Here is a 22,354-nt window from a genome sequence, read left to right as displayed (position 1 = left end):
TGCTTGTAGCGTGTGTTACCAGCTGTATTTTTTATTCAGTTGTCTTTTATCACTTTCGTATTTGATATTGCATCGTGAAATCCATTTCTTGTAAAAAAGAATGAAAATCTATCAAAAGGAATAAATCTGCAAAATGTTCGACTTATTATATCTCCAAGTTCTGCTTTTTCGCCTTCTAGATTTACAACTTTTGTTTTCGTTATAATTTTTCCTATTGTTTTTTGATATTTATGTTCAAAAAATATATAATAAGTTGTGACAAAAATTATGAATGAAGTCAATCTGTATATTGCTCTTGAAATTTGATTTGTTAGTGGCAATAAAGTTTCAAGATTTGGAATAATTAAGTTATAAAGTATAAAAATTAAAATGAAGTCAATTAAGAAGTTCAGAAATCTAATTTTTGAGTGTACAGTTTTATTCTCTACTTTTTCAAGTTTCTGTTTTTCTACTTCCACTTTTTCAGCAACTTCTTTGAATCGATCTTGGTCAATATTTCGCAGTTCAATTTCTTTTTTTGCAGTTTCAAGTGCTAATTCTTGATATTTCCCACTATCAACTGTTACAATTTTGATTAATTCTTCGTCAGTTCTATTTGACATTATTTTCGTAAAATTATTTTCCATTCTGTAAATTGGTATTCATTTATCTTTCGTTTTTTAGAGAATATAGCTGGTAACGTCCCCGCGCTACAAGCAGTTTGGGACTAAATTAAGCCCATTATTCGGATTTGCCAAATCTTCCAAATACAAACCAATTTTTCCATTATGCCTAATACCCAAATTGCTTGTAGCGTGTGTTATAGGTAGCCGTTTTGGCCGTTTAGATACTCAATTTATCATTTTTACTTGTTTTGCCAATTCTTCGTTGTCCGTCACGGTTAAATTGTCAAGCATCCCATAAACTTCTTCGTCGTTTTGGTCTAAAAAACCAGCTACACTTACAAACAAATTCTTGTCATTTGAAAAAGTAATTTTTATGTCTTGCGGATATATAAATTTCTTAGTCTTCTGTGTCTTTTCTTCTGTTGTTGTAACTGTTTCCCAAGTAATATTTATGTTTGTAATTTTTGTTCCAATAAATTTTTTCCAAAGGTCGTTCGGCGAAACATTCCATTTTATATTTCCAGAAAAATCAGATTGCTCGTTTATTTTAATGCCAATACCAAATTGAAAAAATTTGTCATCCCAATAAATCTCAACCAATTTTTCACTGTCGGTATGAAGAAAGATTGAGAAGTCAACTGAGTCAAGGTTTTTGTATTTTGTCGGATAGTTTGGTCTAGGGTTTGTCGGCTCGTAATTAATTTCAGAATATTCAACTTTAATAATTGTCAGCCCAAGGAGGTGTCGGCTGAATTTTTCAAAGTCCAAATGTTCTTGTGTTAATATCATTGTTTTCGTTTTTACGGTTACCTATAACGTTCCCGCGCTACAAGCAGTTTGGGACTAAATTAAGCCCAATTTTCGGATTTGCCAAATCTTCCAAATACAAAACCATTTTCCATTAATCCTAATCCCCAAATTGCTTGTAGCGTGTGTTGGCGGTAGTAATTATTTGTATGTTATCTCGTGATACTTTTTAATTTTTTTATTCTCTTTTGTAAATAATATAGATTCTTTTAACTTTTTGAATTCATCATATCCAATGTCTACAACAATTTTATTTTCTGAATTGACTATTCCAAATTTGTTGTTTTTCTTAACAATAAATTCTTTTGAAAGATAAATGTTTTCTATTAATTCATATTCGCAAGGAATAATTATGTTGTTTTCATAATTTATAACTCCAAATTTTCCTTTTGATTTAAATATTTGATTTGCATTTTTTGGAAATTCTTGTTCATCTTTAAATTTTACAAACTCATCTACAAATGCTTCGTTTTCAGTATATTTTGTTTCTTTTAAGTGAACCAAAAAGTGTTTGTTGTTTCTAGATGCAAAGATTCTCTTTTCAAATACATTAAAAAATATATATTCTTCATTTAGAACTTTTTCACCGTTTTCAAAAAACAAACCATTTTCATTTTTAGTATTCTGAACTATAAAATACTTATCAAATAAAGTTCTAATATTTTTATAACGCAATGGAATTATATCATTTTCAATGTTAGGATTAATTACGCCATATAATTTGTCTTTTTGGACAATGTAATTATCTCCAAGATTGTTGTCTCCAAAAGAAACTGCATCATCAAAATAGCTGAAATAAATTTCATCGTAAACAAAAGGTTTTATTATAGAATCTGTTAATGAAATAAATCCTTTTTTATTATTGCTTTTAGCAATAAAGAAAGACTTTACTTGTTTTATTTCATCATATTTACATTCAATAATAAATTCTCCTTTTGAATTCATTACGCCAACTTTAGCATTTTGATTATTTTTAATTAAATATAAATCATTATTTAAAACTCTTTCGAAATAATAATCTTTAATAGGTTTTAAAACAATATTTCCAAGATTATCAATAATTGAATTTGACTTATTCTGAAAGGCGATAATTGCTTTATTATTACTGAAATTTGAAATCTCTGTAAATTGCAAATTGCTTATTTGTTTTCCTTGATAATCATAAAGATTATTTAGTCCTTTAATTTCGGCAATGATTAAATTATTATCTGTTGATATGTAGTCAAATTTAGTTGGTAAAATAATATTATTTAAAGTATCTATAACTCCGAATTTATTGTCTTTTGAAACTCTGATTAAACCTTTTTCAATGTAAAAAACATCGTCGTATATAATTGGGATTTTAACATTACCTTTTAAATCGATAAATCCCCGCTTGAATTTGTTATTTATTTCGTTTCCAACTTCGAATAGGTTTTGGAGTTCTTTTTTGTTATAAATAAATGAAAACACAGGTCTGATAACTATTTTTTCGGTGCTATCAATAACTCCCATTTTATTGTCGAAAGTTCTGAAGACAGCATAATTATTTTCAAAATTATAAACATATTCATATTTGTGATTTTGTTCTAACTTTTCTCTTATGTAGTCAAATTTTTTTTGACTCATTGCGATTAAAGGAAATAGTAAAAAAAAGAGTTTTAACATTTTCATAAATTCTTATTTTTCGCGATTTCGAGGGATTATTACCGCCAACGTTCCCGCGCTACAAGTAGTTTGGGACTAAATTAAGCTCTATTTTCGGATTTGCCAAATCTTCCAAATACAAGACTAATTTCAAATTAAGCCAATTACCCAAATTGCTTGTAGCGTGTGTTAGTGGCTGTTACTTTAGTATGAATAAATCTCCACCATCAAATCCTGTTGCGATTGCTTTTGCTTTTTCAAGAAAGCTATTTTTAAAGTTTGGCGACTGTATATAGTTTTCAATATTTTTTTTAACGTCGGCAAGAATCAATTCCCAACCAACTCCATTTTGTCCTAGTGTTAAATATTTATTTTTCGGTTCAAAATCCGTATTACAAGCCCAATCTTCGTCTTCTTCATCAAATTCTTTTGAGCCTACTAAGTAAGTTTCATAACCATCCATTGTTTCGAGAATCCCAAAATAATATGCTTGAATGTCTTCATTTGGTTTTTCTGTTTTTAGAATCTGGTCTAACCAATCGTTAAATATGTTTTCTGTCATTTTAATAGCTTTTAGTGGCTGTTTTATTAATTTGTAGCTAAAGCCAAATTAAATTTCTGTAATGTTGGAATTACTTCATCTAATAGATTATTGAATTTATCGTATTCTTCTTCAAAGTCTTTTGTTTTAATTTTCCCTGAAGAATTCATGACATTTATGTGTTTGATAAAATACTTTTTAGGAACAGGTTGAAATATTGGAGCATCAAAGTTTCTTTCACTATCGAGACTCTTCATGTATGGATTATTATGAGCAACAGCATTTCTGATACTCATAAGATCCGTTAACATTGAAAGTAGTTTGTTTTCGATGTTTTCCATATTGGCTAAGATTTTCATCTTCTGCCCAAATCCAACGACAGTACCATTTAATAAAATATTGTAAAATTCAGTTTCATGTTTGGCTGGACTGAAATATAATCCAATTGTATGATTAACAAAAATTTCCAGATTATTAAATTTATTCATCAAATCTCCAATTTTTTCCTCGTTAGTCATGAATTAATGTTTATGATTTATAAGTGATTTCGTCAAAATAGCCACTAACGTCCTGGCGCTTGGCGTGGTTGGGGAATAAAGATGCGAGATTTTTCGGTTGAACACAAATTTATCAAATACAACACCATCTTTAAATTCAGCCTAAAACCCCAATCACGCCAAACGGCTGTTATGTGCTGTTTTTATTTTTCGTCTTCTATTATCATTCCGTTTTCATTGTCAAATTGTTTCTTTTCAGATTCCGACATTTTATTTCTCAATGCTCGAATTGTATATCCTCCTCTTAATTTATTTTCTTCAATATACATCCAATCTGAAATTTCGCTTTTCTCTATTAAAACCGTATCTCCTAATTTTATTTCACTTGTGTATTCGGGGGTATTCCCAATTATACCTAAATATTTATCTCCTTTCAAAACAACATCGGTTATCCAAATATGTTCATTTCCACTTTCAGTTTTATACGGCTTTTTTACAGAAAAATTTATAAATTTCGGATTATTGCTTTTTAATGCTGAATCAAAATTTTCAATATTCAGTTTCGCTTTTTCTGTAGCAAAATTCATTTCTGAATCATCACTTTCAACTCCAATAATGTCAGGTTCGTTTTCTCTTTCTACTTTTCCTTTTTGAATATTATTACAACTCAATGTGACGATTAAAAGGATAATTATTGATAATATTTTCTTCATTTACAAAGTTTTAGATTAAGTTTTCTGGTGCTCGAAAATAGCACATAACGTTCCCGCGCTACAAGCAGTTTGGGACTAAATTAAGCCCATTATTCGGATTTACCAAATCTTCCAAATACAAACCAATTTTTCCATTAAGCCTAATCCCCAAATTGCTTGTAGCGTGTGTTGGCAGGCGTATTTTTATGAAATCCAAGTTTCTTCCATTTTAATTATTTTCCATTTATTCTTTACTTTCTTAATAAAAACTTTATTTCCATAACCACATAATCTACCACAAGTAAATCCAACATCAAGAATTCCGCTTTCAAGTTTTTTGTCAAATTTTATTTCTGAAACTCTTAATATTCCTGAAAAGTTAAATTTATATTTTCTTTCAAAAATATTTTCTTTGTCAAATTCATTTATATTTTTTAGCTTGAATTTACCATTCAATTTAATGTCTTTAAAATCAATAAAATAAGGTAAATTTGGATCAAAAGCAATAATTATTTTAGAAGTGTCTTTTTCGGCATCAGAAATTTGTTGTTTCCATTCTTTAAAATTTTTAATTTCTTCTGGAGTTGCTTTCGTCGAATCAGTTTTAACATAGTGACCTTCTTTGTCAAATATTGATTTTCCATATCTAGGTGGAGGGTTTGAAAAAATTCTTGCATCAACACAAGTTGAGTCAACTATGCTTGGCAAAATTTCAGCTAATACTTTTCTGTTAAATTCAATATCCTTGTCAAATTCAATATTAGCCTCATTCTTTTTACAACTCGCAAAAAGAAGAATTATTAAGATAAATGTTATTTTTTGAAGTTTTTTCATAATATGTCTGCCAACGTCCCCGCGCTACAAGCAGTTTGGGATTAAATTAAGCGTCATCTTTCGGATTTGCCAAATCTTCCAAATACAAACCAATTTTTCCATTAAGCCAAATGCCCAAATTGCTTGTAGCGTGTGTTGTAGGCAGTGTTTTTATTCATATAGTTTTGGTTCTTTCATTCCTTGCTTTAAAAAATAATCTTTGTTCATTTCAAAATGATCAGTTGTCATCGAATTATAATATTCTTTAAAAGGAGGTAAATTATATTTAATTCTCAAATTGTCAACATTTAATGAGTCAATTAATCCGTTTTTTGGAACTGCTTGTCCTACTTTATTGTAAGTAACTTGCGAACCAAATCTCTGCTTTTGGTTTAGGTTAATTGCAATTCTGTCTTCGAGCATTGCATAATTAGATTTTTCTGCGTTATTTTTATCGATTTCTTTTGCTAATTCTTTAAGCATTTTTTGTTGGAACTTAATATCATTGTCTGCGTGTTGGATAGTAATCCAAAATTTTCGCGAGTATTCTTTTCCAATCTTATCATATCCTAAATATCCATATTCTGAGTATAATTTTTTAATTTTTTTTGATTTTCAAGGCCAACACTGTCTCTTTTTATTTCAAAAATTTTCCATGCTTCTTTTTTCTCATATTTTTTGAATAGGTATTCAAAAGGAGCTCCTGCATATTTTTGGTCAATATTGAATATGTAATCCAATTCGGTAGTTATATTTTCTTTTTCTGAATTCGAAATTTCCTTGGTTGAATTACAACCAATAAAAACTAAAAATAAGAAAATTAATGTTTTTTTCATCTAATTCGTTTTTTTGTAACATTGCCTACAACGTTCCCTTGCTACTAGTGGTTTGGGACTAAATTAAGCCTTATTTTCGGATTTGCCTAAAAATCCCAAATACAAAACCATTTTCCCCTTAAACCAATTGCCCAAATCACTAGTAGCAAGTGTTATGCGGGGGTTGTTTCTAGCTGATATTCTCAATTATTAATCGATTTTCAGCCTAATTTTGGCCGACTAAAAACCTAATTCTTGCCCAAATCTTTGCTAAATTTTATTCCCGTTTTTCGTTTCAGTTTAAAAACCAAAACGATTATTTATTTTTATTTTCGATGAAACTTCAATATTTAAGTTTCAATTTTTGCAATCCAATTTAAAACTCCAATTTTCAAGTTCTGCTTTTCAGATTCAGTTTGTAAAGTCTGAAACTCAAGTTTGCTTTTCAAGTTTCTACATTTCAAGTTTTACATTTAGAATTCAGTTTAGAAACTCCAAAATTCTAGTTTAAGCTTTTCAAATTCCAGACTAAAACTCCAATTTTAAGTTTCTATATTTCGATTTTCAGCGCAACTATATGCTTTTTAAAAACGTGATTTTAACTGAAATGTTTTTTTTTTCGCCCAACTCCCGCATAACGTTCCCTTGCTACTAGTGGTTTGGGACTAAATTAAGCCTTATTTTCGGATTTGCCTAAACATCCCAAATACAAAACCATTTTCCCCTTAAACCAATTGCCCAAATCACTAGTAGCAAGTGTTATGCGGGGGTTGTTTCTAGCTGATATTCCCTATTATTAATTGATTTTCAGCCTAATTTTGGCCGACTAAAAACCTAATTCTTGCCCAAATCTTTGCTAAATTTTATTCCCTTTTTTCGTTTCAGTTTAAAAACCAAAACGATTATTTATTTTTATTTTCGATGAAACTTCAATATTTAAGTTTCAATTTTTGCAATCCAATTTAAAACTCCAATTTTCTAGTTCTGCTTTTCAGATTCAGTTTGTAAAGTCTGAAACTCAAGTTTGCTTTTCAAGTTTCTACATTTCAAGTTTTACATTTAGAATTCAGTTTAGAAACTTCAAAATTCTAGTTTAAGCTTTTCAAATTCCAGACTAAAACTCCAATTTTAAGTTTCTATATTTCGATTTTCAGCGCAACTATATGCTTTTTAAAAACGTGATTTTAACTGAAATGTTTTTTTTCCGCCCAACTCCCGCATAACGTTCCCGCGCTACACGCGGTTTGGGACTAAATTAGAGTTAATTTTCGGATAAGCCAAAACTTCCAAATACAAACCAATTTTCCCCTTAAGCCAAATGCCCAAATCGCTTGTAGCGTGTGTTGGCGGTAGTGTTTTTATTTAATTAGGATTTTGTTTACGTGTTCAAATCCGTCACTTAGAGTATCAAAAATTTCAATGCAAACAACTTTATCAATTACTTTATCAACCGTTAGTTCAATAAGTTTTCCTTTTGCAAGCTGGAACCAAGTCTTTTTTCCTAAATTAAAATGGTTTTTAAGTTCTTCTATTTCTTCAAAAATAATTTGCTGTCCGAAGTTTTGCTTTTCTAAATCATTTAGGATTTTATTCAATTTACTGTGCAGTTTTGATTCTTCTTCGGTAGTAAATTCTTCCTCTTTTTTGGGTTCAAAACTATAATATTTATTGATACTTTCAATTTCTTGTTCAACTACAAATATTGCCTTATTCCTTTGTCTATCGTAATCACATCCGTTACAATCTTTTTTGTGATTTTCTAATTCTACAGAACAAGTATCTCTTATGATTTTCAGAAAATCTAATCTATCTCGATCTCTATTAAAACTATAAAGTTTAGAATCCAAAGCTGATTTTAAGCCTTCTAAATTCTCACTACTATTTAAAAAGTCATATTTATAAAATTCTAATGCTTCTTTTTCGACTATATTCATTTATTTGATTTTAATAAATAATTACTTTAATTCTCTGGTACGCTAACATTACCGCCAACGTTCCCTTGCTACTAGTGGTTTGGGACTAAATTAAGCCTTATTTTCGGATTTGCCTAAACATCCCAAATACAAAACCATTTTCCCCTTAAACCAATTGCCCAAATCACTAGTAGCAAGTGTTATGCGGGGGTTGTTTCTAGCTGATATTCCCTATTATTAATTGATTTTCAGCCTAATTTTGGCCGACTAAAAACCTAATTCTTGCCCAAATCTTTGCTAAATTTTATTCCCTTTTTTCGTTTCAGTTTAAAAACCAAAACGATTATTTATTTTTATTTTCGATGAAACTTCAATATTTAAGTTTCAATTTTTGCAATCCAATTTAAAACTCCAATTTTCTAGTTCTGCTTTTCAGATTCAGTTTGTAAAGTCTGAAACTCAAGTTTGCTTTTCAAGTTTCTACATTTCAAGTTTTACATTTAGAATTCAGTTTAGAAACTTCAAAATTCTAGTTTAAGCTTTTCAAATTCCAGACTAAAACTCCAATTTTAAGTTTCTATATTTCGATTTTCAGCGCAACTATATGCTTTTTAAAAACGTGATTTTAACTGAAATGTTTTTTTTCCGCCCAACTCCCGCATAACGTTCCCGCGCTACAAGTAGTTTGGGACTAAATTAAGCCCATTATTCGGATTTGCCAAATCTTCCAAATACAAAACCAATTTTAAATTAAGCCTAATACCCAAATTGCTTGTAGCGTGTGTTAGCCGTTCGGTTTTATAAATTCAATTGAGTAAATCCCCAATCTTGTCTGTAACTTTTCACATCAAAACCTTTAGTTTTTTTGTTATAGTTTAGTTGATATATTCTCGCATTTCTTCTATCAAAATAACAATTATAATGACTTATGAAATCTTTTGGATGCCATTCTCTTTTCATTTTTTCATAATTTTTACGAAGTCTTACAATTGCAGAATCAGAAACTTCTTCTGGTATATTTGAATTTGAAATTAACGTTCTATAAATAAGTACGCTGTCTTTTTCTTCTAAATTTTTTGTAATCAACAACGATTGCAACATTTCATTTACCACTTCATACTTTACATTTTTGTCTTTTCTAGGATTTTTTGGCTCTGGGAATATGCTCAAAGCATTATTTAATTCAACTTTGAAAGTTGATGCTATTTTACTTACGTTTTTTATTGGTTTATCAAATGGAAATTCCCAAAAGTCTTTGTATTTATTGTTAAAGAATGGAATTGATGAACATTCTTTTTTGAATTAATCAGAACAATTATTTGCTGTTTATCTTTTATGCTGTCTGGTTCAGAAAATAATTGAATTTCAAAATCAAATTCTCCATTTTTTACACTTTTAACAAGTTTGTAATCATTTCCACAGGTTTTTTTAGTAGTTTTTAATTGAGGAAATCTTTCAATTGCATTTTGAATTGATTTTTCAATATTTTTGTCATTCTTTTTAGAACAACTACTTATTAATATGAAGAGAAAAAAGTAAAAGAAATAATTATATTTTTTCATTATGTTCGGTTTTTTCTACGTTCTGGTAAACTGACGGCTAACGTCCCCGCGCTACAAGCAGTTTGGGACTAAATTAAGCCCTATTTTCGGATTTGCCAAATCTTCCAAATACAAATCAATTTTTGCTTTAAGCCAAATGCCCAAATTGCTTGTAGCGTGTGTTAGGGTGTGTAGCTTGACGATGCTGAGCACGAACGATTAGACTTCCCAATTGTCGATTCCGATTTCGGTAACTTTTCCGCCTTCCGATTTCCGTTCCAAATAGTTTCCGTTTTTGAACTTCAAGTTTCAGTTAAACCTCAAGTAAAATCGACAAAAATATTCCGCTTTCGGTTTTCCATAAAGCAGTTCACGTTTCTTTGTCCGCAACAATTAAGTTTCAGATTTCGGTTCGAATTTCGGTTCAGATTTGAGTTCAGATTTCGGCCAGCTCGGTTTCTGCTTCGTTATGTATTTTCCGAACTAAAGTTTCTGATTATAATCGACTTTTGATCGTCAACAGCTATACACCCTAACGTCCCCGCGCTACAAGTAGTTTGGGACTAAATTAAGCCCATTCTTCGGATTTGCCAAATCTTCCAAATACAAAACCAATTTAAAATTAAGCCTAATGCCCAAATTGCTTGTAGCGTGTGTTATGGGCAGGGCTTATTTACATCCTTCACTTTCAAAGATTTTTTCTCCTTTGTCAACTTGTTCACTTACAAATTGAATATACTTTGTGTCTTCGGAGTGTTTTCTCGGCTCAATTTCCTCTAACACGATTTCATATTCAATGAATTTCTTATCAATTAACGCTTGGTTAAAATCGTTTTCCTTCACATTAAGTAACTCAGGCAATTCAATATTTTTTACAAGTTTGCTTTTGTCAAAATCTATTTTCACAGTATTATTTTCAATTTCTCTGATATAACCTTCCATAGGCTCATATTCTGTTAGTTTGATTGAGATAATACAATAATTTTCGGAAAGCACTTTTACAAACTTACGAGAGTTGTCAAATTCAACTTTCTCGTGATATGAACAATCTAAAAAACAACTTTGTAAGCTAAATGAACAGCAAAGTAATGTTAAAATTCTCTTAAAGTGTTGTCGTTTTTTCATTTCGTGTTGGACTTGCCCATAACGTCCCCGCGCTACAAGCAGTTTGGGACTAAATTAAGCCCTATTTTCGGATTTGCCAAATCTTCCTAATACAAACCAATTTTTCCTTTAAGCCAAATGCCCAAATTGCTTGTAGCGTGTGTTGTAGGGCGTAACAATATGCGCAAACCATTTCCGTTTCTATTGCTTTTTTTTAGACAATGATTGGCTTGAGTGTTTTCTACTTTACGATTTCTTTCTTATCTACGTTTTGCAACAATCAATTTTTCCATTCTTCTTTTAAAATACTATAAACATACGTTCCATCACTATCTCCGTAAGATTGAATGTTGTAATTTCTTAAAAATCCCTCTTTAATGGCTCCGATTTTTTCTATTGCCTTTTGTGATTTTAGGTTTTTTACATCAATCTTAAATTCTACTCTTCTTAAATTTAGAGTATTAAAACAATAATCTAAGAGAAGTGCTTTACAAATTGCATTTATACCTGTTCCCTGAAACTTTTCACCAATCCAAGTCCATCCTATTTCTAATCTCTTATTTTGAAAACTAAAATTTCCAAACATTGTCAATCCTATTGGACTATTATCTTCTTTCCTAATAATTATTAGAGGGTAAAGTTCTTTTTCCTTTTTTGAATTTAGACAGAATTTAAAATAATTCATTAAATCATCTCTGTTTTTTACTTTTGCTCCAAATTCGCCTAATTCTTTATTATAGCTTATAGATTCTATTTTGTCGATATCATCAAAAGATAATGGGCGCAATAAAATTGATTCGTTTTCAAGAATCAATTCAGATGAGAAAAATTTTTCTAAATCCATTTTTGTAATTGTGAATATTTGTATTTAGTATTGGAAGTTTGTTTCTTAAGTTCTGATTTTCTGTCTTGTCCTGATATTGGTTGACTATTTTTGGTTGTTTTATAATTTCAAAAATAGGTGATTGTAGACGTAATATTGATAAGTTTAGAAAAAATCTTTGAAGGGATTTTTTTCCAAACTTGTCAACATTCCTACGCAACTAAAATAGCGATTTTATTCTTCTTATAGGATTTGTATTTGTGGATTTGATTCACGTGTGCAAATTCAGGTGTTTTCATTCCCAGAGAGCAATGTCTACGTTCGTTGTTGTAAATTTCTATTGCTTGTTTTACCATTTTTTGAGCTGTTTTTAAGTTTGGAATTGTTTTATTTAATCCAAATTCGTGTTTTAATATTCCATTAATTCTTTCTGCAACAGCATTTTCATATGGGCTGGAATTTTGTGTTGTACTTAAAATAATGTTCTTAGATTTAGCAAATTCAGCAAAATCTGGACAACAATATTGCATCCCTCTATCGGAATGATGGATTAGATTTATATTGATGTAACGTCTATTTTTAACAGCCATTACTAAAGCATCTTTGACCAATTGTACGCGCATATTTGTATCAATTTTATAACCCATGATTTTCTTTGAATAAACGTCTGTGACTAAGGCTAAATAGGCATGCTGAGATGTGAGTTTAATGTAAGTTATATCACTGACAAATACCTGTTCAGCATGTTTTATTTCAAGGTTGACAAGTAAGTCTTTTGATTTGTAAAATCCATGTTTAGAGTCGGTTGTAATGTGATAAAGCTTTGTTTTTGGTATTAATAAATTGTGATATCTTAAAAAATGAAAGAACTTGTCTCTACCTATTTTTATATCATTTTTTTTAAAGTCATCTTTCAAGTCAAGATAGAGTTTTTTGGCTCCATATCGAGCCATTTTTTGGCGAATAGGAGTGATGAGTTTTTTGATTTTTTGAGCCTCTAAATCCTCAATATTCTGTTTATTAATTCGTTTGTAATAAGCCTGAGTGCTTATTCCGAAGCACCTGGAGAACCATTTGATTTTAAAAGGTCTTTTTTCTTTTTCTCCACTTCTTTTAGCAATGCTTCGGGCAATGACTTTTTTGCAAAATCAAGATTAGTACTTACTTCAAAATCAGCAATTATCATTTGTTGAAAGTCTTTAATGAATTCCAGTTCTTCGATACGCTCTTTAAGTTTTTTTAGTTCTTGATTTTTGCTCATAGTTTTGGAGTTTTGTTCAAAGGAACGTAATTTTTTCATCCAATACGTTATTGAAGAGCGAGAAATTCCATGTAATTTTGAAGCATGATTTAGGGAAATTTGACCGTTAGAAATTTGGTCAATGATGGAAAGTTTTAAGTCAAAACCGATTTTTTTGTACTCAATTTTTGGACAGTGTTCTTTTTTTGTGGGTTCCATAGTTTACTAAAAGTGTTTAATTTTTAGTCAACCTATTTCAGGATTTGTCAGTTTTTACGGTTACCTATAACGTTCCCGCGCTACAAGCAGTTTGGGACTAAATTAAGTCCTATTTTCGGATTTGCCAAATCTTCCAAATACAAGACCAACTTCAAATTAAGCCTAATACCCAAATTGCTTGTAGCGTGTGTTAGCAGTAGTACTTATTCGCTTACTTCAATTTTCTCTAAAGTGTCAGTTTCAATTTCCTTTTGATATTCATAATTGTAATTTCTTACTTTGTGTTTATATTCTACAATATTATTAACCAACTTTATTTCACTTTTTTCGGCTTCTATTTGTCCTTCAAGTTTTATAAACCCATATTTTTTTTCAAAGATTAGAAGTTTGTTTTCAACTATTTCATATTGACAACACGCACCTAAAAAGCCAGTAAATTTTTCATATACTTTTAAGTTGTCTTTTTCATATTTGACCTCCTTAGGATATATTGGAAACAAAATTAAAGATGATAATAATCCTAAAAATATTCCACCAAAAATTCTGAACAAAATTAGTATGATAAGGGAAAACAAATAGTAAGAGTAATAGAAAGTAATTTTTTTTATTGGTTTTCTATTTAAAAAAAACAATGTAAATCCTGAAAGATAAATTATGCATTTAAGAATGAATATCAGTTTTGTATTCAATCCATAATTAGTTGTTAGTTGAATAGTAAAATTCAGAAATACAAATCCTAAAATTAAGAAATGGATTTTTTTGATGTTTTGATTAATTCTGGTTAAGTTCAAATTTTCTGTGATTTTTGAGAGTATTACTGCTAACGTTCCCGCGCTACAAGTAGTTTGGGACTAAATTAAGCCCATTTTTCGGATTTGCCAAATCTTCCAAATACAAAACCAATTTCAAATTAAACCAAATACCCAAATTGCTTGTAGCGTGTGTTAGTGGCTGGCTTTTTATTCAATAGTTATTTTTCCTTTACTCAAATCGTCTAAAAATTTTTCAGGATTTTCAATAAATTTAAAGGAGTTTGAGTTTTTTATATAATTTTCAATTTCATTGTATTGAGGTGAGAAGATTTTTCCTTTTCTGTCCATAAGCAACATTTCCTTTTTTTTAGCCAAATCTAACATTCCATTTAAAAATTTCAATTGGGGTTCTCTTAAATCTGCTCTAAACGAAAGATGTTCAATCTTTTTAGTTTCTGCATTTATAGACATTGATGCATCATTATCCAATACATTTGTTTCTGTCTTCCAAATGAAACATTCTTCATCGTTTCCCCAATCCGCTTTCTCGATTAACTTGTCAATTTCAAGTTTAACGTTGTCGAAATTTATTTCAGCCAATTCCCAATATTGTTCAGTATTGGCATCAAAATATCCATCTTCTGTATTTACATTTATTTCTGTTGGAATTACTCCGTGTTTTTTTAGCAAACCGACTTTCGGAATAAATGCTAAATAATATTGATAAATTGCCATTCAGTTTTAGTAGATTTTATTGAAGTTTTTTTCGTTTCTGCGGTAAGCTTGCCACTAACGTCCCCGCGCTACAAGCAGTTTGGGACTAAATTAAGCCCTATTTTCGGATTTGCCAAATCTTCCAAATACAAATCAATTTTTGCTTTAAGCCAAATGCCCAAATTGCTTGTAGCGTGTGTTAGGGTGTGTAGCTTGACGATGCTGAGCACGAACGATTAGACTTCCCAATTGTCGATTCCGATTTCGGTAACTTTTCCGCCTTCCGATTTCCGTTCCAAATAGTTTCCGTTTTTGAACTTCAAGTTTCAGTTAAACCTCAAGTAAAATCGACAAAAATATTCCGCTTTCGGTTTTCCATAAAGCAGTTCACGTTTCTTTGTCCGCAACAATTAAGTTTCAGATTTCGGTTCGAATTTCGGTTCAGATTTGAGTTCAGATTTCGGCCAGCTCGGTTTCTGCTTCGTTATGTATTTTCCGAACTAAAGTTTCTGATTATAATCGACTTTTGATCGTCAACAGCTATACACCCTAACGTTCCCTTGCTACTAGTGGTTTGGGACTAAATTAAGCCTTATTTTCGGATTTGCCTAAAAATCCCAAATACAAAACCATTTTCCCCTTAAACCAATTGCCCAAATCACTAGTAGCAAGTGTTATGCGGGGGTTGTTTCTAGCTGATATTCTCAATTATTAATCGATTTTCAGCCTAATTTTGGCCGACTAAAAACCTAATTCTTGCCCAAATCTTTGCTAAATTTTATTCCCGTTTTTCGTTTCAGTTTAAAAACCAAAACGATTATTTATTTTTATTTTCGATGAAACTTCAATATTTAAGTTTCAATTTTTGCAATCCAATTTAAAACTCCAATTTTCAAGTTCTGCTTTTCAGATTCAGTTTGTAAAGTCTGAAACTCAAGTTTGCTTTTCAAGTTTCTACATTTCAAGTTTTACATTTAGAATTCAGTTTAGAAACTCCAAAATTCTAGTTTAAGCTTTTCAAATTCCAGACTAAAACTCCAATTTTAAGTTTCTATATTTCGATTTTCAGCGCAACTATATGCTTTTTAAAAACGTGATTTTAACTGAAATGTTTTTTTTTTTCGCCCAACTCCCGCATAACGTCCCCGCGCTACAAGTAGTTTGGGACTAAATTAAGCCCATTATTCGGATTTGCCAAATCTGCCAAATACAAAACCAATTTCAAATTAAGCCTAATACCCAAATTGCTTGTAGCGTGTGTTAGCGGTAGTATCTATTCCTCGTGTTTTCTAAATGTATCTAAATAATCAAAAAAGGTTTCAGGAGCTATTTCATCTTTTAATATTTTATCAAAATAATCTTGAGATTCTCTATCAAATTTTCTTGAATTATAAGGAGATTCTTTAGCTGTAAGTAGAAAATTATAATTTGATAAATATCTAACTCGCAGTTCTGTTTGGGATGTCTCTACAACTTTACCATTTATAATTGTTGCTCCATCATCATAATGTTCTCGACTGATTGGTCTTTTCCCCATTAAAGCATATTCTTCCCAACAATATCCAAAATGGCCTACAGAATTTTTTATTTCTTCCTCAGTTCTATTATATAATCCGATTTGCTTTTCTCCTTTGGTCTCTATATAAATAAAGCATTTGTAATATGAATCACTTACAAAAACTGCAATACGGTTAATTTCTAATTCATCAATTCCTAATAAGATTTTTGTTTTCGATAATTGCTTAAATTTTTTAATGAACATTGATCGATGTCCTCTAAACCACCATAATGGATCTGAAACATACTCAGAATTAATATTGGGCTTAAAATCAATTGGATCTTGAAAAACAATTTTCAATCTATTTACAGCTGTTTTGGAATCATACCATTCTAAACCTCTTTGACCTGGAAATGCACTTGCTAACCGATATGCAAAAAAAGTTGTAGAGTGGTCATAAATTACAGGAAGTTCTTCAGCATCATTTGTTGAATTGGTTTTCTCTTTATTTGTATTTAGCTTTTTTAATATTGATTGTGTAAAGATAATTAGCGCCCAACAAATTATAAATAAACTTATCCATATAACTAAGTTATTTAGTTTTGTAGAGGATTGAAAATAGGAAACTACTTGTTGTGTTGTTGATAAAAATGAAATTTTATTATAGATGCTTTTCACTATAATGTATAAAGCTGTTCCAATCGCAATGATAATTGCAGATATAACTTTACTCCATACTGGGTCAACCCAATATTTTTGAAATAAGATAGTTTTAGCTTCTAAAAATTTTTCTTTTAAACTCATTTTTGATTTATATTACCGCTAACGTCCTGGCGCTACAAGTAGTTTGGGACTAAATTAAGCCCTATTTTCGGATTTGCCAAATCTCCCAAATACAAAACCAATTTCAAATTAAGCCTAATACCCAAATTGCTTGTAGCGTGTGTTGGTGGCAGGCAATTTATTCTGTGTTTTTTTCAAGTTCATAAATTCCTGTGTCTGTTACTAAAAAAGTTCCAATTTCGGTTTCTCCATATTGCCAAATTCTCTCTTCAAATGTCGTTATCAAGTCAATATTTTTTGTTAATAGGTCAACTTTGAAAAGTTTTTTGTTACCCATATTGGGAATGTATAAATTATTGTCACCAATAAAAATACTTTCAGGATAGCTAAGTGGCTCACAATTGTCGTCCCAACTATATTCGCCAATTTTAAAAACTTCTTTTCGACTAGTTAGACATACTTGTGTAACGGTTTGTCCTGTCGGGAAGGCAAGCCATAAAAAATCAGGTTCTTGATATTTTATGTCATAGATTGGATGTCCTTCGCCAACTTCTATATTCCAATTTAAAATTGAATTTCCCAATTTGTCAAAGCCATAAATTATTCCTTCTTGAAATGTACAAAAGTATATTTCTCCATTATTACTTTTTGTAATTCTATAATTATGAATTTTTTCAGGCAATATTTCAGCTATTTTCTTATGATTTTCTCCAACAACTGCTTTTGCAAAATACTCTTCGTTTACTTGTTTTATAATTTTGGAATTGTCAAAAGCATAGAAGTCAGGATTTGCTCCGTCATTCCAACTGCAAATCAATATTTCACCCTGTCCAACGTCAAAGTTTCCCGTCTTGCCTTTGTCTGTAATTTTTGTCAGTTTCACGATTTCTGTGTCTTGTCCTGATATAGGTTGACTATTTTTGGTTGTTTTATAATTTCAAAAATAGGTGATTGTAGCCGTAATATTGATAAGTTTAGAAAAAATCTTTGAAGGGATTTTTTTCCAAACTTGTCAACATTCCTACGCAACTAAAATAGCGATTTTATTCTTCTTATAGGATTTGTATTTGTGGATTTGATTCACGTGTGCAAATTCAGGTGTTTTCATTCCCAGAGAGCAATGTCTACGTTCGTTGTTGTAAATTTCTATTGCTTGTTTTACCATTTTTTGAGCTGTTTTTAAGTTTGGAATTGTTTTATTTAATCCAAATTCGTGTTTTAATATTCCATTAATTCTTTCTGCAACAGCATTTTCATATGGGCTGGAATTTTGTGTTGTACTTAAAATAATGTTCTTAGATTTAGCAAATTCAGCAAAATCTGGACAACAATATTGCATCCCTCTATCGGAATGATGGATTAGATTTATATTGATGTAACGTCTATTTTTAACAGCCATTACTAAAGCATCTTTGACCAATTGTACGCGCATATTTGTATCAATTTTATAACCCATGATTTTCTTTGAATAAACGTCTGTGACTAAGGCTAAATAGGCATGCTGAGATGTGAGTTTAATGTAAGTTATATCACTGACAAATACCTGTTCAGCATGTTTTATTTCAAGGTTGACAAGTAAGTCTTTTGATTTGTAAAATCCATGTTTAGAGTCGGTTGTAATGTGATAAAGCTTTGTTTTTGGTATTAATAAATTGTGATATCTTAAAAAATGAAAGAACTTGTCTCTACCTATTTTTATATCATTTTTTTTAAAGTCATCTTTCAAGTCAAGATAGAGTTTTTTGGCTCCATATCGAGCCATTTTTTGGCGAATAGGAGTGATGAGTTTTTTGATTTTTTGAGCCTCTAAATCCTCAATATTCTGTTTATTAATTCGTTTGTAATAAGCCTGAGTGCTTATTCCGAAGCACCTGGAGAACCATTTGATTTTAAAAGGTCTTTTTTCTTTTTCTCCACTTCTTTTAGCAATGCTTCGGGCAATGACTTTTTTGCAAAATCAAGATTAGTACTTACTTCAAAATCAGCAATTATCATTTGTTGAAAGTCTTTAATGAATTCCAGTTCTTCGATACGCTCTTTAAGTTTTTTTAGTTCTTGATTTTTGCTCATAGTTTTGGAGTTTTGTTCAAAGGAACGTAATTTTTTCATCCAATACGTTATTGAAGAGCGAGAAATTCCATGTAATTTTGAAGCATGATTTAGGGAAATTTGACCGTTAGAAATTTGGTCAATGATGGAAAGTTTTAAGTCAAAACCGATTTTTTTGTACTCAATTTTTGGACAGTGTTCTTTTTTTGTGGGTTCCATAGTTTACTAAAAGTGTTTAATTTTTAGTCAACCTATTTCAGGATTTGTCACTGTTTTGCTTGCCACCAACGTTCTCGCGCTACAAGCAGTTTGGGACTAAATTAAGACCATTCTTCGGATTTGCCAAATCTTCCAAATACAAAACCAATTTCAAATTTAGCCAAATCCCCAAATTGCTTGTAGCGTGTGTTAGGTAGCGTAACTTTATGCGCAATTCTTTTCCATTTCCGCTTGTTTTCCACATCGAATTAGGCAAAGTTTGTCAGATTCCGTGATGATAAACTTAGCTATTTTAAAAATGATTATTGTGAGTTCTTTTTAAAAATTATTTTGTCCATATTTTTAGGTGGCGGAGGTGGCGGAAGGAGTCTTATTTGATGTTTACCATAATCTATATCTTTTGTATATGGAACGAACGTTAATGATTTAAGTATTTTATTAAATTCATTCGAAATTTGATAGATATTCTTTGGTGCTTTTTTTCCATAAACAAATATAGAATCAAATTTGTTTTGATTGTGAATGATTATTTTAAATGCGTGTCCATCTTGTAAGGATTCTTCAATATATTCTTTTTCTAGATTTGTAAAATCGACTTGCTTTATTAATGAATCTATTTTAAGTTTTTGCTTTTGTCCATTTAGTGCAAAGTAAGATTTCTGAGTTGGATAATATTCAGTTCGAAATACTGTGTCTCCACATGTAAGTTTTGACGTACACACTCTTGCTTCTGTTGCGTCTGAATAAATATAGGATTTTAAAGAATCACATTCGTTTTCTTTTTTATGGCAAGCTGAAATTAGAAAAGAGAATAATATTAAATAATAAAATGTCTTCATTTTTCCTGATTTTTTTGTGTTATGCTACCTAACGTCCCCGCGCTACAAGCAGTTTGGGACTAAATTAAGCCCATTATTCGGATTTGCCAAATCTTCCAAATACAAACCAATTTTTCCATTATGCCTAATACCCAAATTGCTTGTAGCGTGTGTTATAGGTAGCCGTTTTGGCCGTTTAGATACTCAATTTATCATTTTTACTTGTTTTGCCAATTCTTCGTTGTCCGTCACGGTTAAATTGTCAAGCATCCCATAAACTTCTTCGTCGTTTTGGTCTAAAAAACCAGCTACACTTACAAACAAATTCTTGTCATTTGAAAAAGTAATTTTTATGTCTTGCGGATATATAAATTTCTTAGTCTTCTGTGTCTTTTCTTCTGTTGTTGTAACTGTTTCCCAAGTAATATTTATGTTTGTAATTTTTGTTCCAATAAATTTTTTCCAAAGGTCGTTCGGCGAAACATTCCATTTTATATTTCCAGAAAAATCAGATTGCTCGTTTATTTTAATGCCAATACCAAATTGAAAAAATTTGTCATCCCAATAAATCTCAACCAATTTTTCACTGTCGGTATGAAGAAAGATTGAGAAGTCAACTGAGTCAAGGTTTTTGTATTTTGTCGGATAGTTTGGTCTAGGGTTTGTCGGCTCGTAATTAATTTCAGAATATTCAACTTTAATAATTGTCAGCCCAAGGAGGTGTCGGCTGAATTTTTCAAAGTCCAAATGTTCTTGTGTTAATATCATTGTTTTCGTTTGTCTTGTCCTGATATTGGTTGACTATTTTTGGTTGTTTTATAATTTCAAAAATAGGTGATTGTAGACGTAATATTGATAAGTTTAGAAAAAATCTTTGAAGGGATTTTTTTCCAAACTTGTCAACATTCCTACGCAACTAAAATAGCGATTTTATTCTTCTTATAGGATTTGTATTTGTGGATTTGATTCACGTGTGCAAATTCAGGTGTTTTCATTCCCAGAGAGCAATGTCTACGTTCGTTGTTGTAAATTTCTATTGCTTGTTTTACCATTTTTTGAGCTGTTTTTAAGTTTGGAATTGTTTTATTTAATCCAAATTCGTGTTTTAATATTCCATTAATTCTTTCTGCAACAGCATTTTCATATGGGCTGGAATTTTGTGTTGTACTTAAAATAATGTTCTTAGATTTAGCAAATTCAGCAAAATCTGGACAACAATATTGCATCCCTCTATCGGAATGATGGATTAGATTTATATTGATGTAACGTCTATTTTTAACAGCCATTACTAAAGCATCTTTGACCAATTGTACGCGCATATTTGTATCAATTTTATAACCCATGATTTTCTTTGAATAAACGTCTGTGACTAAGGCTAAATAGGCATGCTGAGATGTGAGTTTAATGTAAGTTATATCACTGACAAATACCTGTTCAGCATGTTTTATTTCAAGGTTGACAAGTAAGTCTTTTGATTTGTAAAATCCATGTTTAGAGTCGGTTGTAATGTGATAAAGCTTTGTTTTTGGTATTAATAAATTGTGATATCTTAAAAAATGAAAGAACTTGTCTCTACCTATTTTTATATCATTTTTTTTAAAGTCATCTTTCAAGTCAAGATAGAGTTTTTTGGCTCCATATCGAGCCATTTTTTGGCGAATAGGAGTGATGAGTTTTTTGATTTTTTGAGCCTCTAAATCCTCAATATTCTGTTTATTAATTCGTTTGTAATAAGCCTGAGTGCTTATTCCGAAGCACCTGGAGAACCATTTGATTTTAAAAGGTCTTTTTTCTTTTTCTCCACTTCTTTTAGCAATGCTTCGGGCAATGACTTTTTTGCAAAATCAAGATTAGTACTTACTTCAAAATCAGCAATTATCATTTGTTGAAAGTCTTTAATGAATTCCAGTTCTTCGATACGCTCTTTAAGTTTTTTTAGTTCTTGATTTTTGCTCATAGTTTTGGAGTTTTGTTCAAAGGAACGTAATTTTTTCATCCAATACGTTATTGAAGAGCGAGAAATTCCATGTAATTTTGAAGCATGATTTAGGGAAATTTGACCGTTAGAAATTTGGTCAATGATGGAAAGTTTTAAGTCAAAACCGATTTTTTTGTACTCAATTTTTGGACAGTGTTCTTTTTTTGTGGGTTCCATAGTTTACTAAAAGTGTTTAATTTTTAGTCAACCTATTTCAGGATTTGTCAGTTTTTACGGTTACCTATAACGTTCCCGCGCTACAAGCAGTTTGGGACTAAATTAAGCCCAATTTTCGGATTTGCCAAAT

26 protein-coding genes are annotated in these 22,354 nt (G+C 30.5%); all 26 read right to left on the bottom strand.

Annotation, left to right across the window (positions count from 1 at the left end):
* Positions 1-35 precede the first annotated feature (35 nt).
* Positions 36-602 carry an RDD family protein gene (locus OLM57_RS16795; RefSeq protein ID WP_264564822.1) on the bottom strand — a complete coding sequence of 189 codons (567 nt, stop codon included), beginning with the start codon at positions 600-602 and terminating at the stop codon, positions 36-38.
* Between the two features lie 228 nt (positions 603-830).
* Positions 831-1,394 carry a hypothetical protein gene (locus OLM57_RS16790; RefSeq protein WP_264564825.1) on the bottom strand — a complete coding sequence of 188 codons (564 nt, stop codon included), beginning with the start codon at positions 1,392-1,394 and terminating at the stop codon, positions 831-833.
* A 159-nt stretch (positions 1,395-1,553) separates the two neighbouring features.
* The gene (locus tag OLM57_RS16785; protein ID WP_264564823.1) at positions 1,554-3,065 is read right to left on the bottom strand and encodes a WG repeat-containing protein; all 1,512 of its coding nucleotides are present in this window, start codon (positions 3,063-3,065) and stop codon (positions 1,554-1,556) included.
* 172 nt (positions 3,066-3,237) lie between these two features.
* On the bottom strand, positions 3,238-3,600 hold the full coding sequence (locus tag OLM57_RS16780) for a hypothetical protein (RefSeq protein WP_264564841.1): 363 nt from the start codon (positions 3,598-3,600) through the stop codon (positions 3,238-3,240).
* Between the two features lie 26 nt (positions 3,601-3,626).
* Positions 3,627-4,097 carry a hypothetical protein gene (locus OLM57_RS16775; RefSeq protein WP_264564840.1) on the bottom strand — a complete coding sequence of 157 codons (471 nt, stop codon included), beginning with the start codon at positions 4,095-4,097 and terminating at the stop codon, positions 3,627-3,629.
* Between the two features lie 182 nt (positions 4,098-4,279).
* Positions 4,280-4,789: a DUF2314 domain-containing protein gene (locus tag OLM57_RS16770; protein WP_264564839.1), complete on the bottom strand. Its 510-nt coding sequence runs from the start codon at positions 4,787-4,789 to the stop codon at positions 4,280-4,282.
* A 183-nt stretch (positions 4,790-4,972) separates the two neighbouring features.
* Positions 4,973-5,602 (bottom strand): hypothetical protein, encoded by a 630-nt coding sequence (locus OLM57_RS16765; RefSeq protein WP_264564838.1) that lies wholly within the window; start codon positions 5,600-5,602, stop codon positions 4,973-4,975.
* Between the two features lie 150 nt (positions 5,603-5,752).
* Entirely contained in the window at positions 5,753-6,139 is a 387-nt protein-coding gene (locus OLM57_RS16760) for a DUF6624 domain-containing protein (RefSeq protein ID WP_319800278.1), read from the bottom strand.
* 11 nt (positions 6,140-6,150) lie between these two features.
* Positions 6,151-6,417: a hypothetical protein gene (locus tag OLM57_RS16755; RefSeq protein ID WP_264564836.1), complete on the bottom strand. Its 267-nt coding sequence runs from the start codon at positions 6,415-6,417 to the stop codon at positions 6,151-6,153.
* 1,337 nt (positions 6,418-7,754) lie between these two features.
* Complete coding sequence (locus tag OLM57_RS16750) at positions 7,755-8,330, bottom strand: hypothetical protein (protein WP_264564835.1); 576 nt, start codon at positions 8,328-8,330, stop codon at positions 7,755-7,757.
* A gap of 777 nt (positions 8,331-9,107) precedes the next feature.
* Positions 9,108-9,479, bottom strand: coding sequence for a hypothetical protein (locus OLM57_RS16745; RefSeq protein WP_264564834.1), 372 nt, complete (start codon positions 9,477-9,479; stop codon positions 9,108-9,110).
* A gap of 50 nt (positions 9,480-9,529) precedes the next feature.
* Positions 9,530-9,871 (bottom strand): hypothetical protein, encoded by a 342-nt coding sequence (locus OLM57_RS16740; RefSeq protein ID WP_264564833.1) that lies wholly within the window; start codon positions 9,869-9,871, stop codon positions 9,530-9,532.
* A 648-nt stretch (positions 9,872-10,519) separates the two neighbouring features.
* Positions 10,520-10,975 (bottom strand): hypothetical protein, encoded by a 456-nt coding sequence (locus OLM57_RS16735; protein ID WP_264564832.1) that lies wholly within the window; start codon positions 10,973-10,975, stop codon positions 10,520-10,522.
* A gap of 259 nt (positions 10,976-11,234) precedes the next feature.
* Positions 11,235-11,798 carry a GNAT family N-acetyltransferase gene (locus OLM57_RS16730; protein ID WP_264564831.1) on the bottom strand — a complete coding sequence of 188 codons (564 nt, stop codon included), beginning with the start codon at positions 11,796-11,798 and terminating at the stop codon, positions 11,235-11,237.
* A 191-nt stretch (positions 11,799-11,989) separates the two neighbouring features.
* The gene (locus OLM57_RS16725; RefSeq protein WP_264566895.1) at positions 11,990-12,829 is read right to left on the bottom strand and encodes an IS3 family transposase; all 840 of its coding nucleotides are present in this window, start codon (positions 12,827-12,829) and stop codon (positions 11,990-11,992) included.
* Complete coding sequence (locus tag OLM57_RS16720; protein WP_264564824.1) at positions 12,826-13,236, bottom strand: helix-turn-helix domain-containing protein; 411 nt, start codon at positions 13,234-13,236, stop codon at positions 12,826-12,828. The genes OLM57_RS16725 and OLM57_RS16720 overlap by 4 nt, the downstream gene beginning before the upstream one ends.
* Before the next feature lie 203 nt (positions 13,237-13,439).
* Positions 13,440-13,925, bottom strand: coding sequence for a hypothetical protein (locus tag OLM57_RS16715; RefSeq protein WP_264564830.1), 486 nt, complete (start codon positions 13,923-13,925; stop codon positions 13,440-13,442).
* A gap of 270 nt (positions 13,926-14,195) precedes the next feature.
* Positions 14,196-14,723, bottom strand: coding sequence for a hypothetical protein (locus OLM57_RS16710; protein ID WP_264564829.1), 528 nt, complete (start codon positions 14,721-14,723; stop codon positions 14,196-14,198).
* 1,252 nt (positions 14,724-15,975) lie between these two features.
* Positions 15,976-17,004 carry a hypothetical protein gene (locus OLM57_RS16705; protein WP_264564828.1) on the bottom strand — a complete coding sequence of 343 codons (1,029 nt, stop codon included), beginning with the start codon at positions 17,002-17,004 and terminating at the stop codon, positions 15,976-15,978.
* 157 nt (positions 17,005-17,161) lie between these two features.
* Positions 17,162-17,866 (bottom strand): hypothetical protein, encoded by a 705-nt coding sequence (locus tag OLM57_RS16700; RefSeq protein ID WP_264564827.1) that lies wholly within the window; start codon positions 17,864-17,866, stop codon positions 17,162-17,164.
* 138 nt (positions 17,867-18,004) lie between these two features.
* On the bottom strand, positions 18,005-18,844 hold the full coding sequence (locus tag OLM57_RS16695; protein ID WP_264566895.1) for an IS3 family transposase: 840 nt from the start codon (positions 18,842-18,844) through the stop codon (positions 18,005-18,007).
* On the bottom strand, positions 18,841-19,251 hold the full coding sequence (locus OLM57_RS16690; RefSeq protein ID WP_264564824.1) for a helix-turn-helix domain-containing protein: 411 nt from the start codon (positions 19,249-19,251) through the stop codon (positions 18,841-18,843). Before OLM57_RS16690 ends, OLM57_RS16695 begins: the two co-directional genes overlap by 4 nt.
* A 302-nt stretch (positions 19,252-19,553) precedes the next feature.
* Positions 19,554-20,090, bottom strand: a complete 537-nt coding sequence (locus tag OLM57_RS16685) for a hypothetical protein (protein WP_264564826.1) — start codon at positions 20,088-20,090, stop codon at positions 19,554-19,556.
* 183 nt (positions 20,091-20,273) lie between these two features.
* Positions 20,274-20,837 (bottom strand): hypothetical protein, encoded by a 564-nt coding sequence (locus OLM57_RS16680; RefSeq protein ID WP_264564825.1) that lies wholly within the window; start codon positions 20,835-20,837, stop codon positions 20,274-20,276.
* A gap of 140 nt (positions 20,838-20,977) precedes the next feature.
* Positions 20,978-21,817, bottom strand: a complete 840-nt coding sequence (locus OLM57_RS16675) for an IS3 family transposase (protein WP_264566895.1) — start codon at positions 21,815-21,817, stop codon at positions 20,978-20,980.
* Positions 21,814-22,224, bottom strand: a complete 411-nt coding sequence (locus OLM57_RS16670; RefSeq protein WP_264564824.1) for a helix-turn-helix domain-containing protein — start codon at positions 22,222-22,224, stop codon at positions 21,814-21,816. Before OLM57_RS16670 ends, OLM57_RS16675 begins: the two co-directional genes overlap by 4 nt.
* Between the last annotated feature and the right edge of the window lie 130 nt (positions 22,225-22,354).

This window comes from Flavobacterium sp. N3904 (genome assembly GCF_025947305.1).
In the GTDB taxonomy this organism is placed as follows: domain Bacteria; phylum Bacteroidota; class Bacteroidia; order Flavobacteriales; family Flavobacteriaceae; genus Flavobacterium.
This window is presented reverse-complemented; position numbering and strand designations above follow the sequence as displayed.